At 71.4% G+C, this 13630-nt stretch carries 9 protein-coding genes; all 9 read left to right on the top strand.

What is annotated here, in order from left to right:
- Window positions 1–122: 122 nt before the first annotated feature.
- The 9 genes from AC1DG4_RS08400 (at window position 123) to menC (ending at window position 13618) form a co-directional block, all read left to right on the top strand.
- Window positions 123–1703: an ABC transporter substrate-binding protein gene (locus tag AC1DG4_RS08400; RefSeq protein ID WP_477376845.1), complete on the top strand. Its 1581-nt coding sequence runs from the start codon at window positions 123–125 to the stop codon at window positions 1701–1703.
- Between the two features lie 11 nt (window positions 1704–1714).
- A complete protein-coding gene (locus tag AC1DG4_RS08395) occupies window positions 1715–3031 on the top strand; it encodes a serine hydrolase domain-containing protein (protein WP_477376843.1) in 1317 nt (438 codons plus the stop codon).
- A 151-nt stretch (window positions 3032–3182) separates the two neighbouring features.
- Window positions 3183–4181, top strand: a complete 999-nt coding sequence (locus tag AC1DG4_RS08390) for an ABC transporter permease (protein ID WP_477421179.1) — start codon at window positions 3183–3185, stop codon at window positions 4179–4181.
- Entirely contained in the window at window positions 4181–6127 is a 1947-nt protein-coding gene (locus AC1DG4_RS08385; protein WP_477376839.1) for a dipeptide/oligopeptide/nickel ABC transporter permease/ATP-binding protein, read from the top strand. The genes AC1DG4_RS08390 and AC1DG4_RS08385 overlap by 1 nt, the downstream gene beginning before the upstream one ends.
- Window positions 6124–7161 carry an ABC transporter ATP-binding protein gene (locus AC1DG4_RS08380; protein WP_477376837.1) on the top strand — a complete coding sequence of 346 codons (1038 nt, stop codon included), beginning with the start codon at window positions 6124–6126 and terminating at the stop codon, window positions 7159–7161. Before AC1DG4_RS08385 ends, AC1DG4_RS08380 begins: the two co-directional genes overlap by 4 nt.
- A 25-nt stretch (window positions 7162–7186) precedes the next feature.
- Window positions 7187–10522, top strand: coding sequence for a serine hydrolase (locus tag AC1DG4_RS08375; RefSeq protein WP_477376835.1), 3336 nt, complete (start codon window positions 7187–7189; stop codon window positions 10520–10522).
- Entirely contained in the window at window positions 10522–11655 is a 1134-nt protein-coding gene (locus tag AC1DG4_RS08370; RefSeq protein ID WP_477376833.1) for a M20/M25/M40 family metallo-hydrolase, read from the top strand. Before AC1DG4_RS08375 ends, AC1DG4_RS08370 begins: the two co-directional genes overlap by 1 nt.
- Window positions 11652–12515: a GNAT family N-acetyltransferase gene (locus AC1DG4_RS08365; protein WP_477376831.1), complete on the top strand. Its 864-nt coding sequence runs from the start codon at window positions 11652–11654 to the stop codon at window positions 12513–12515. The genes AC1DG4_RS08370 and AC1DG4_RS08365 overlap by 4 nt, the downstream gene beginning before the upstream one ends.
- Window positions 12512–13618, top strand: coding sequence for an o-succinylbenzoate synthase (gene menC / locus AC1DG4_RS08360; protein ID WP_477376830.1), 1107 nt, complete (start codon window positions 12512–12514; stop codon window positions 13616–13618). The genes AC1DG4_RS08365 and menC overlap by 4 nt, the downstream gene beginning before the upstream one ends.
- The last annotated feature ends 12 nt before the right edge of the window (window positions 13619–13630 follow it).

Raw genomic sequence — 13630 nt, 5'->3', positions numbered from 1 at the left:
TCTCCTCACCTCGTTCCTTCTTCCCCCTCTCCTCCCCTTCCCCATCCCGCACCATCCCCTTCCCCACCTCGCACCATCCCCATCCCCATCCCGCACCACCCCGAAACTGCTGGAGGCTTCTGATGCGACACCGCACCCCGCTCATCGCGATCCTCGGCGCGACCGCCCTCGTCCTGACGTCCTGCGCCGGTGGCGGCGCGGCCGGAGCCGGCAAGGACGCCGCGCTCGCGAACGGAAAGACGTTCACGCAGGCCATCGCGACCGACCCTGGTTCGCTCGATCCGTTCATCACGGCGCTTTCCGTGGCGCGCGGCGTCGACCGGTTCCTGTACGCACGCCTCGTCGAGACCAAGGACGACGGCAGCATCACATCCGGCCTCGCCGAGAAGTGGACCGGCGACACCACGACCGCGACATTCACCCTGCGCGACAAACTGAGCTGCGACGACGGCAGCCCGCTGACCGCGACCGACGTCGCCGCGAACATCAACCATGTCGCGGATCCCGCGACGGGCTCGCCCCTCGTGGGACTCCAGGTGCAGCCGGGCACGACCGCCGTCGGCGACGACGCCACGCGCACGGTGACGGTCACCAGTGGCCGCCCCGACTCCTTCCTCCTGGAGAACCTCGGCAGCATCTCGATCGTGTGCGGAACCGTGCTGAAGGATCCCAAGGCGCTCGCCGCCGGCAAGGGCTCGACGGGTATGTTCACGATGAGCGAGGTCACGCCGAACAGCCAGTACACCCTGACCCGCCGCAAGGACTTCTCCTGGGGCCCCGGCGACTGGGATCCGACGCAGAAGGGCCTGCCGGACAAGGTCGTCTTCCGGATCATCCCGAATGAGACCACCGCAGCCAACCTGGTCGTCTCCGGCGAGGTCAACGCCGCCGGAGTGGTCGGGCCGGATCAGCAGCGGATGGAGAGCGCGAAGCTCTTCAGCACGCAGATCCTCGTCCCGGCCGGCCAGCTGATCTACAACCAGGCCAGCGGCCGGGCCACGTCGGATCCCGCCGTGCGCAAGGCGCTCACCCAGGCGGTGGACCTGGCGCAGGCCCGGCAGGTGTTCGCGGGCGAGGTCCCGACCGGCTTCGTCACCGTCGCCCCCAATCCATGCCGTGCCGACTCGGTCAAGGGAAACATCCCTGGATTCGACGCGAAGGCAGCCGGTGCCGCGCTCGACGCGGCCGGGTGGAAGCTCGGATCCGACGGCATCCGGGCCAAGGACGGCAAGCCGCTCACCCTCAAGATGATCTACGCCACGGCCCTGGGCGACACCGGCACGGCCGCTGTCGAGCTCCTGCAGTCGATGTGGAAGAAGGCGGGCGTGGACGTGACCGTGAAGGCCCTCGACGGCCCCTCCCTCAGCGAGACCCTGCTCTCGACCGGCGACTGGGACATCTCGGGCGCCGGCGTCACAGTGGGACTGCCCACCTCTCTGCTGCCGTTCTTCTCCGGCCCGACGCCGCCGAACGGCTCGAACTTCGCCTCGGTCGACGACCCGGCCTACGTCGCCGCGGTGACCGCCGCGTCCGCCAAGGCGGGCACAGAGGGATGCGATGACTGGGCCGCCGCCGAGAAGTCGTTGCTGACGACGTCGTCCGTGGTGCTCTACGCGAACGTCGCGCGGCACACCTTCGCGAACAAGGCCACCTTCGAAGAGGGCGATGGCATCGTTCCGACCTCGATCCGCATGTACGAGTGAGGGACCGCGCCATGTTGGATGAAATTCAGGAGCTGCTGGACAGCGGCGCCCGCGAGATGAACGTGCCGGGGATCGCGGTCGGCATCGTGGACGGCGGCACGGAGCACGTGCTCACGACGGGCGTCGCCTCCACCGCGACGGGGGCTCCCGTGACCGCCGACACCCTGTTCGCGATCGGATCCACCTCGAAGACCGTGACGGCCACGGCGGCCATGCGTCTCATCGAACAGGGTGCCTTCGATCTGGACACCCGGGTCGCCGAGCTGCTGCCCGACCTCCGGCTCGGCGATGCCGGCGCCCTGGAACAGCTCCAGGTGCGGCATCTGCTCACGCACTCCGGCGGCTTCCTCGGCGACATCGACGACGACGCCGAGGACTGGGGACCCGACGCGCTGCGGAAGAGCATCGCCGGTTTCGGCGAGCTTCCGCAGCTCTTCCCACCCGGATCGATCGCGTCGTACAGCAACAGCGGCCTGCGCCTGCTCGGCCACCTCTGCGCTGTGGTGGCCGGTCGCGGGTTCGAAGAGCTCATCACCGAGTCCGTCCTTGCGCCCCTCGGCATGACCGACAGCGTGTACTTCCCGTGGGAGGCGATCACCCGGCCCGTCGTGACCGGCCACGTGGTCGTCGACGGCGTCGCCACGCCGGCCCCGGTATGGGGACTCGCCCGCGACCTGGCGCCGGAGGGCGGCCTGCTCTCCTCGGTCCGCGACCAGCTGCGCTACGCCCGATTCCATCTGCGCGGCGAGGCCGAGGGATCCGCCCCGATCGGCGACGAGACGCGGCGGGTGATGCAGCGCGCGCACATCGAGGTGGGCCCGCCACTGGAGGGCATCGGCCTCCCCTGGCTGCTCACGCATGTCGGCGATGCGCGCGTGGTGCGGCACGGCGGGAACATCAGCAACCTGCAGCTCAGCGAGATGGTGCTGCTGCCCGACCACGACCTCGCCGTGACGGTGCTCACCAACGGTGCGAGCACGCTCGGTCCGCAGGTGGTGTCCTGGTGCCTGGAGACGCTGCGCGGGATCCGTCCTGCGCCGGCGGACGACGTGGCGCCCCACCCGTCGCCCGACGACGTCCTCGGGCGCTACGACGTCAATCTCTGGCAGAACGTGGTGACGCGCGAGCACGACGAGATCGTGATCACACCCGAACTGCGCCAGGACCTCATCGACCTCGGTCTGCCCCCTCTGCCGACCGTGCGCGCCCGGCTCGGTGCGGATCTGCTGCTGCGCGACGCCGAAGGACGCTCTCTCGGCCGCTTCCTCACCGCCGTGGACGGCACGGAGTTCCTGCACATGGGGCTGCGCGCGGCGCCGCGGATCTGATCGGACGACCGAGGCGAGGCCGACGTTGTCATCACGCACAACTTCGCCCCTCCTTCTCGTGGCGGTCGACAATCCGGCGTCGCTACCCGGTCAATAGCCTCGGTCCCACCGGACCCGCCTCGTTCCGTTCCCCAGCCGTGAGGACCCAGCCGTGACCAGCACCACCGCCACACAGGCGATACTCATCCGATCCGCACGGTCGGGCAGCCCCTGGCTGTCCTTCCTGGTCCGTCGCGGAGGTCTCTTCGTCCTGTCGGTCTGGGTGCTGGTCACGGCTGCTTTTCTGATGATCCACCTGGTGCCGGGCGACCCCGTGCGCGCCGCCCTGGGCCTGAACGCCCCTGTCGCCCTGGTCGAGGCGCGCCGGGCGACGCTCGGGCTGGATCAGCCGCTGATCGTGCAGTACCTGCACTACCTCGGCAACMTCTTCACCGGTGACATGGGCGTCTCCATGCTCACCAACCAGCCCGTCTCGGAGATCATCGCCACCCGCCTCCCTGCGACGCTGCAGCTCGCGCTCCTCTCCGTACTGGTCGTGCTGCTGGCCTCCGTCCCGATCGGCGTCACGATGGCGGTGGCCACGCGTGGCGGCCGCCGGCGAGGACTCGAGCTGGGCTTCGCGGTCGTCACCGTCGTGCTCGCGGCGATCCCCGAGTTCCTCCTCGCGGTCGGACTCGTCTATGTCTTCGCCGTCTCGCTCGGCTGGCTCCCGATCGCCGGCGCCTCCGGACCCCTCTCCTTCGTGCTCCCCGTGACCGCGCTCGCCGTCGGTCCGATCGCGGTGTTCTCCCGCCTGATCCGCGTCGAGGTGCTGAGCGTGCTGGGGCAGGACTACATCCGCACGGCGCGCGCCAAGCGGCTGCGTCCGCGTCGTATCTACACGCGCCATGCGCTCCCCAACGCGATGACGTCGACGCTGACGCTCACGGGGCTCCTGCTGGCGGGCATGGTCACCGGAACCGTGCTCGCGGAGAACGTCTTCGCCTGGCCGGGCCTGGGCACCATGATCGTGCAGTCGATCCTGACCAAGGACTACCCCGTGGTGCAGGCGATCGTGCTGGTCTACGGGATGGGCGTGCTGCTGGTGAACCTGGTGATCGACATCGCCCTCGCGGCCCTCGATCCGCGCTCCACGATCAAGGAGGCCTGATGTCCGCCGCATCCATGATGAAGAAGGTCGTCCGCACCCCGCTCGGCTCGGTCTCCCTGGCCCTCGTGCTCCTGCTGGTGCTCGTGGCCCTGCTCGGCCCGCTGGTCTGGGGTGCACAGGCCGAGCAGATCGCCCCCGCCGCCGCCTACCGAGCCCCGAGCGCGGCGCACTTGCTCGGCACCGACGCGCTCGGCCGTGACGTGCTCGCACGCGTCATGGTCGCCACACGCCTCTCCCTCGGCCTCGCGATGGCCGCGGTGCTGATCGGGGTCGTCACCGGGACCGTGCTCGGCACCGCGCCGGCCGTCCTGCCCCGGTGGGTGGGCCGCATCCTCTCGACATTCGTCAACATCGCCGTCGCCTTCCCCGGGCTGCTGCTGGCGCTGTTCCTCGCCGTGATCTTCGGCGTGGGCACCGTCGGATCGGTCCTCGCGATCGGCTTCGCGATGGCCCCGGGCTTCGCGCGCCTCACCCAGACGCTGTCCGCGGCGATCGCCGGGCGCGACTTCATCGCGGCGGCGCGCGTGGCCGGCGTCTCGCGCTTCCGTGTGCTGATCCGGCACATCCTGCCCAACATCGGCGAGCCGCTCATCGTCAACGCGACGATCAGCGCGGGCGGTGCGCTCCTCGCGTTTGCGGGCCTGTCGTTCCTCGGGCTCGGCGTGCAGGTGCCGGCATACGACTGGGGCCGGCTCCTCGGCGAGGGTCTGAACCGCATCTATCTGAACCCCGCCGCCGCCCTCGGCCCCGCCGTCGCCGTGGTGATCGCCGGGCTCGCCTTCAACCTCCTMGGCGAGACCGCCGCCGCGGCCCTCGGCGGCCGCGGCGCGCGGCACCCGCGCCGCCTCCCCCTGACCGCCCCCTCGGGCCCCCCCCGGCACGCGCAGGTCGTGAACGATGACATGGTTCTCCTCGTCGACGATCTGCGCGTGTCCTTCCCCGCAGCGAACGGCTGGGTCACCCCGGTCCGCGGCGTGAGCTTCTCGATCTCCCGCGGCGAGGCGATCGGCGTCGTCGGCGAATCCGGATCCGGCAAGAGCCTGACCGCCCTGGCCGCCGCGCAGCTCATCGAGCGGCCGGGACACGTGGACGCGGCGCGGCTCGAGTTCTGCGGCACGCCGCTGCTCGACACCCCAGAGCGGACGCTACGCCCCCTGCTCGGCACCTCGCTCGCGATGGTGTTCCAGGATCCGATGACCTCGTTCAACCCCACCCGCCGGATCGGCTCGCAGCTCGCCGAGGCCGCCGCGGAGCATCAGGGACTCAACCGCACGGCGGCGATGGAACGAGCGATCGAGCGCCTCAAGGCGGTGCGCGTGCCCGCAGCCGAGCGCCGGGCACGCCAGTTCCCGCACGAGTTCTCCGGCGGCATGCGGCAGCGCGCGATGATCGCGATGGGCCTGATGAACCACCCGCGGCTCATCATCGCCGACGAGCCCACCACCGCCCTCGACGTCACGGTGCAGCGGCAGGTGCTGCAGCTGCTCGCGAGCGTGCGCCGCGACACCGAGGCCGCGATCCTGCTGATCAGCCACGACATCGCCGTCGTCGCGCAGACCTGCGATCGCGTGCTCGTGATGTACGCGGGACGCATCGTCGAGGACCTCCCCGCGAGCCGTCTGAACGAGAGCGCCAGACATCCCTACACGCGCGCGCTGCTCGACGTCGTGCCAGAGCTCGACACCGACCGGAACGTGCCGCTGCGCATGATCCCCGGCCGTCCGCCGGCCCCCGGGGCCTTCCCGGCGGGCTGCGCGTTCGCGGACCGCTGCCCGCTCGCCTCCGCCCTGTGCCGGGAGCAGGACCCCGCGCTGACCGATGCCGGAGACGGACACAGAGTCGCCTGCTGGCATCCGGTCGACGGCGCGATGCCGGTCGCCGCGGTGCCCGCGATCACCGCGGCGGTCCCGATGCCCGACTTCGAACCCGAGGAGGTCGTCCGATGAGCGAGCTGCGCTTCGATCGGGTGAGCGTCCGCTACGGCACCCACCGATCCGGCCTCACCGCCGTCGACGACGTGAGCCTCGTCGTCCCGTCCGGCTCGGTCGTGGGCCTCGTCGGCGAGTCCGGATCCGGCAAGTCGACGCTCGCCCGCGCCGCGATCGGCCTGTCGCCGATCAGCGGAGGGGCGATCACCCTCGACGGCGTCGATGTGCGCTCTCACCGTCGTCGCAGGCCCATCCAAATGGTGTTCCAGGATCCTTTCTCCTCGCTCGATCCCCGGATGAGCATCGGCGAATCGATCGCCGAGGCGCTGCCCCGCAACCTGCGCGGCGGCGTGGCCAGGCGTGCCAGAGTGGCTCAGCTGCTCGAGATGGTCAGCCTGGACGCCGAGCGGGCCGGATCCCTCCCGGCGGCGCTCTCCGGCGGTCAGCGCCAGCGGATCGCCCTGGCCCGCGCGCTCGCCGCCGATCCCGAGGTCGTGATCGCCGACGAGATCACCTCGGCGCTCGACGTCTCCGTGCAGGGCTCCGTGCTGAACCTCGTCCGCGAGCTGCGGCGGGAGCTCTCGCTCACGATGCTGTTCATCTCGCACAACCTCGCCGTGGTCCGCTACCTCAGCGATCATCTCGCCGTGATGTACCTCGGMCGGATCGTCGAGTTCGGCCCGACCGAGCAGGTCCTCGCCGACCCGCAGCACCCGTACACGCGGGAGCTGCTGGCCTCCGCGCCGACCAGGAACGGCGACCTGCTGCGCACCGGCGACACCGCGGCGCTCGATGCCGAACCGCCGGACCCGCACTCCCCGCCGAGCGGGTGCCGCTTCCATCCGCGGTGCCCGATCGGGCCCCTCGCGCATCCGGATCGGGCGATCTGTCGCACCGTGATCCCTGTCCTGCCCACCGGCGTCCGCGGCGCCTCGTGCCACTTCGCGGGGCTCGGGTCCGACCTCTCGGTCCGACCTGTGCTCGGCGCCCAAGAGGGCGCCGGCCTTTCGGCGGGCACGACAACATCCTCCGTCTCCGTGCGGACACAGTGAGTACCGACCACCGATTGGAGTCCGCATGAACCGCCCCGCGACCGTCGACGACATCCTCGCCATCGCCTCCCCCGAGCAGCCGGCCCTCTCCCCCGACGGCACGCGCGTCGTGTACGCATTGCGCACGACGGACCGCGACGCCGACCGCGATCGCCGATCGCTCTGGCAGGTCTCCACCAAGGGCGGCGAGCCCGAGCGGCTCACCCGAGGGGACGCCGACAGCACGCCCGCGTGGAGCCCGGACGGATCCGCACTCGCCTTCCTGCGTGCCGAGGAGGGCCCCGCGCAGCTCTGGGTGCTGCCCGCGTCCGGAGGAGAGGCCCGCGCGCTCACCGCGCTGCCTCTCGGCGCCGGCACCCCGCAATGGAGCCCCGACGGCGCACGCATCGCGTTCGCCGCGCCCGTGGACAGCGCGGCTCTGCCCGGCGAGGGCGCCGAGACGATCCTCGCCCGCCGCTCCGCCCCGACCGTGGCCGACCGCCTCGGGTACAAGATCGACGGAGCGGGCCGGCTCGGCACACTCGTGCAGCAGCTGCACGTCGTCGATGTCGCCACCGGAACGGTCACGACGCTCACCCGCGGCCGCGCGCACGCCTCCGACCCGTTCTGGTCCCCCGATGGATCCCTGCTCGCCTACTCCTCGGCGCCGGACGACGACGCCGACCTCACCCTCCGCGTCCAGGTGTTCGTCACCTCGTCGACGGACGCGAACAGCGCCCCGGTGCGGATCAGCGCCGCCGATGTGCAGGCGAGCCCCGTCGGCTGGAGCGCGGACGGACGGCACCTGCTCGCGGTCGGCCGCACCGATACCGAGGTCGGCAACGCCGATCTGCTGCTCTTCCCGCTCGCGGGCGGCGCTCCGATCGACCTCACCTCCGCGCTCGACCGCAACGTGATGCCCGGCGGTCCGGGGTACCCCGGCGGCATGCCGCAGCACGCCGCCGACGGCACGCTCGTCTTCTGCCTGCGCGAGAACGGATCCTCCCACCTCTGGCGCATCGCCGAGGACGGTTCGGCCGCCCGCGCGCTCGTGGACGGGACGGCGAACATCTCCGGGCTGTCGGTCGCGGGCTCGGCCGCCGCGATCGTGCGGTCCACCCCTGACTCGTTCGGCGAGGTGGTCCTGATCGACCTGGCCGACGGCACCGCCACGGCGCTCACCACGTCGCCCGCTCCCGGGTTCGCCCTCGTCGCCGCCGAGGAGCGCCGGTTCACGATCTCCGACGGCACCGTCGTGACCGGATGGCTGCGCCGGGACCCGGACGCCTCCGGCCCGCTGCCGCTGCTGCTCGACGTGCACGGAGGCCCCCACAACGCGTGGAACGGCGCCGCCGACCTCACCCACCCGTACCACCAGGTTCTCGCGAGCCGCGGCTGGGCGATCCTCACCCTCAACCCGCGCGGCAGCGACGGCTACGGCAACGCGTTCTTCCGCGCCGTCGCCGGTGGCTGGGGCGTGAACGACGCGAACGACTTCCTCGAGCCGATCGACGCGCTCGTCGCCGAGGGCATCGCGGATCCGGCCCGCCTCGCGGTCACCGGCTACAGCTACGGCGGGTTCATGACCTGCTACCTCACCTCGCGCGACGACCGATTCGCGGCCGCCGTCGCGGGCGGCGTCGTGACCGACCTGTTCTCGATGGGCGGCACGTCCGACGTGGGGCACTATCTCTCCGCGAAGGAGAACGGCGGCCTGCCGTGGCGCGACGAGGCCCTCATCTCGGCGCAATCGCCGTTCACGCACGTGGACCGGGTCACCACGCCGACTCTGATCCTGCACGGCGCCGAGGACGACCGCTGCCCGGTCGGGCAGGCCGAGCAGTGGTTCGCCGCCCTCCGCGAGCGCGACGTGCCGTCCCGCCTGGTGCTGTACCCCGGCGGCTCGCACCTGTTCCCCCTCTCCGGTCCCCCCTCGCACCGCGCCGACTTCTCCCAGCGCGTGATCGATTGGGTCCAGCAGTACGCCCCCGCCGCCGGCCGGCCGGTGCGCGCACCGCTGGACGCACGGCACTGGCAACAGCGGCTGAGCGCCCTCGCGACCGCGCACAGAGTACCGGGCGCGACGCTCGGGATCCTCCGTCTCGGCGAGGATCCCGTCTTCGCCCGCCACGGCATCCTGAACGTGCGCACCGGGGTCGCCGTGACCGATGACTCGCTGTTCCAGATCGGATCCATGACCAAGGTCTGGACGACCACCGCGATCATGCGACTCGTGGACGACGGCGTGCTCGATCTCGATCGCCCTGTCGTGGAGTACCTGCCCGAGTTCCGCTCGTCCGAGGACGAGACCACGGGCACCGTGACGCTCCGGCATCTGCTCAACCACACGAGCGGCATCGACGGCGATGTGTTCACCGACACCGGCCGCGGGGACGACGCGCTCGAGAAGTACGTCGGGATCCTCGACGGCGTCGCGCAGAACCACCCCATCGGGGCGACCATGTCCTACTGCAACTCCGGGTTCGTGCTGGCCGGACGGGTGATCGAGAAGGTCACCGGCACCACCTGGGATCAGGCCCTTCGCGACCTGATGATGACGCCCCTCGGCCTCGAGCACTCGGCGACGCTGCCCGAGGAGGTGCTCCTGTACAGCGCCGCCGCGGGCCACACCGAGATCCTCGACGACGGCCCGAAGCTCGCCCCGGCCTGGATGCTGCCCCGCGCGATGGGGCCCGCAGGGCTGGTCTGCTCCACGACCGCGGACGTGCTCGCCTTCGCACGCATGCACCTCACCGGCGGCCTCGCCGCGGACGGCACGCGTGTGCTCTCCGAGCGCAGCGTCGCGCGCATGCAGCAGCGCGAGGTCGACATGCCGAACCCTTACACGCTCGGCGATGCCTGGGGCGTCGGCTGGATCCTCTTCGACTGGAACGGGCGGCGGCTGTACGGCCACGACGGCAACACGATCGGACAGTCCGCGTTCCTGCGGGTGCTGCCCGACGAGGGCGTCGCGGTCACCCTGCTGACCAACGGTGGGGGCGCGCACGACCTCTACCTCGAGCTGTTCGAGGAGATCTTCTCAGAGATCGCCGACGTGCACCTCCCCGAGGAGCTCGCTCCGCCCGAGGATCCCTTCGACGCCGACTTCTCCGACCTGCTCGGCACCTACGACCGCGCGGGAGTGCGGGCAGAGGTGCTCGATTCGGATGCCGGGCTGAAGCTGCGCACCACCGTGACGGGCCCCCTCGCGAAGCTGCTTCCGGATCCGGTGGAGGAGCACGCGCTGATCCCGGTGCGGGAGAACGAGTTCGTCATCCGTCCCGAGGGCACGCAGGCGTGGAACGCCGTGGTCTTCTACCGTCTCGCCACCGGCGAGCAGTACCTGCACTACGGCGTGCGTGCGGCGCCGAAGGTCTCGTGATGGCCGGGCAGGCCCGCACCGCAGAAGTTCCCGCGGTGGCCCTCGACGCGATCGTCGCGGACATCGGCACGCTGGTGCGCTGCGAATCGCCCTCGCGCGACCGGGAGGCCCTGCTCCGCAGCGCCGTCGTCACCGCCGCCCTCGGCGAGCGCGTGCTCGGCACAGCGCCGGAGCGCATCGTCATCGACGGCACGCCCCACCTGCGCTGGCGGTTCGGCACGCCCAGGGTGCTGCTGCTCGGTCACCACGACACCGTGTGGCCGAGCGGATCCCTGGAGCGTCTCCCATTCGGCGTCGAGGACGGCGTCCTGCGCGGACCAGGCTGCTTCGACATGAAGACCGGTGTGGTGATGGCGATGCACGCCGTCGCCGCACTCGACGACCGCGATGGCGTGAGCATCCTCATCACAGGAGACGAGGAGCTCGGATCGCCGTCGTCGCGCACCCTCATCGAGACCGAGGCGCGCGGCTGCGCGGCCGCTCTCGTGCTCGAGGCCTCCGCCGACGGCGGAGCGGTGAAGGTCGCGCGCAAGGGCGTCTCGCTCTACCGCGTGCTCGTGACGGGACGGGCCGCGCACGCGGGCCTCGAGCCCGAACGCGGCGTGAACGCCTCGGTCGAGGCCGCGCACCTCATCCTCGCGATCGCGGCGCTCGGCGATCGCGAGGCAGGCACGACCGTGACCCCGACCCTGCTGCGGGCGGGCACCGCGAGCAACACGGTGCCCGCGGAGGCCGAGTTCTCGGTCGACGTGCGTGCGGTCACCCGCGCGGAGCAGGAGCGCGTCGACGCCGCGCTGCATGCGCTCGCCACGACGCTTCCCGGCGCCGGGGCCTCCGTCGAGGACGGCCCGCGGAGCATGCCGATGGAACGCAACGCCTCCGCCGGCCTGTTCGCCCGGGCTCGAGCGATCGCCGCCGGTCTCGGGCTCGCGCCCCTCCACGGCGTCGCGGTGGGCGGCGGCTCGGACGGCAACCACACGGCCGGCATCGGCGTGCCGACGCTCGACGGCCTCGGCGCGGTCGGCGGCGGCGCGCATGCCGACGACGAGCACGTCGTCGTCGGCATGATCCCTGAACGCATCGCACTGGTGCGAGAACTCATCGCGGACGTCCTGACAGGAGGCGGAAGATGACCATCATGGGAACCTCCCTGCAGGAGACCGCGGCCGCCGCGGATGCCGCCGGCGCCGCCGCGGCGGAGGCCGGGATCGAGATCCGGATCCTCTCCCGGGTCGAGGAGTTCGCGCAGGTGACCGCACTGTTCCGCGGCATCTGGACCGCTGAGGGCGACCGCGCGCCGGTCAACGTGGAGACGCTGCGCGCGCTCTCGAAGGCCGGCAGCTACGTCGGAGGAGCCTTCGAGGGCGATGAGCTCGTCGGCGCGTGCTTCGGCTTCTTCGCGGCGCCGGAGCGCCGGGCGCTGCACAGCCACATCGCGGGCGTCTCGGCGCGCATGCGCGGGCGGAACGTGGGCTTCGCACTCAAGGTGCACCAGCGGTCCTGGGCTCTCGAGCACGGCCTCGACGAGATCTCCTGGACCTTCGACCCGCTGATCAGCCGCAATGCGTACTTCAATCTCGTGAAGCTCGCCGCCACCCCGACCGGATACCTCCGCAACTTCTACGGTCAGATGAGCGATGCGCTGAACGGCGCGGACGACACCGACCGGATGCTCGTCACCTGGTATCTGCATGATCCGGCGGTCTCGTCGGCCTGCCGCGGCTCCGCCCCCGACGCGCCGAAAGCTCCGGCCGAATCGCTGCTCGGCCGCGAGGACGACACGGTGCCGGTGGCGTGCGAGACCTCGGCACGGCTGGTCCGCGTCTCGCTCCCCCGCGACATCGAATCCCTCCGCCGCACGGATCCGGAGCTCGCCACGCGCTGGCGCCTCGCCGTGCGCGCGACCCTCGGCGACCTCATGGACGAAGGCGCGCGCGTGCTCTCCTTCGACCGCTCGGGCGCCTACACCATCGACAGAGGAGAAGTGCAATGAAGCTCAGCGGGATCGAACTCCGCGTCATCGAGATGCCCCTGGTGTCTCCCTTCCGCACGTCCTTCGGCGTCGCGACCGCGCGCGAAGCACTGCTCGTGCGCGCGGTGACGGATGAGGCCGAGGGCTGGGGCGAGGGCGTCGCGATGAGCGACCCGCTGTACTCCTCCGAGTACGTCGAGGCCAGCGTCGACGTGATCACCCGCTTCCTGCTGCCCGCTCTCGCGTCGGTGCCCGACCTCGACGCCACGAAGGTGGCACCGGCCCTGGCGAAGTTCAAGGGCCACCGGATGTCGAAGGCGGCCATCGAACTCGCGATCCTCGATGCCGAGCTCCGAGCCAGGGGCGTGCCGCTCTCGCGCGAACTGGGCGCGGTACGCTCCCAGGTCGACTGCGGCGTGTCCGTGGGCATCATGGACACGATCCCCGAGCTCCTCGACGCCGTGGGCGGCTATCTGGACGAGGGCTACGTCCGCATCAAGCTGAAGATCGAGCCGGGGTGGGACGTGGAGCCCGTGCGCGCCGTGCGGGAGCGCTTCGGCGACGACGTGCTGCTGCAGGTGGACGCGAACACCGCCTACCACCGCGGCGACGCCGCCCACCTGGCGCGCCTCGACCCGTTCGACCTGCTGCTCATCGAGCAGCCGCTGGACGAGGAGGACCTGCTCGGCCACGCCCAGCTGGCGAAGGCCGTGCGGACGCCGATCTGCCTGGACGAGTCGATCGTGTCCGCCCGCGCCGCGGCCGACGCGATCGCCCTCGGCGCCTGCTCGATCGTGAACATCAAACCGGGCCGGGTCGGCGGCTATCTGGAAGCCCGGCGGATCCATGACGTCTGCGCCGCCAACGACATCCCCGTCTGGTGCGGCGGCATGCTCGAGACGGGGATCGGCCGGGCGGCCAACGTCGCGCTCGCCGCCCTTCCCGGCTTCACCCTCCCCGGCGACACGTCCGGCTCGAATCGCTACTACACGCACGACATCACCGATCCGTTCGTGATCGAGAACGGCACCCTCACCGTGCCCACCGGCCCCGGGATCGGCGTGACCCCGACGGCGGAGGCGCTCGAGGAGGTCACGGTCCGCACCGAGTGGATCACCTTCTGAGCCCGCAGCCCG

Source organism: Microbacterium sp. 05N427, assembly GCF_056397105.1.
Note: the sequence above shows the minus strand (reverse complement) of the source record. Positions and strands in the feature narration are given on the sequence as shown.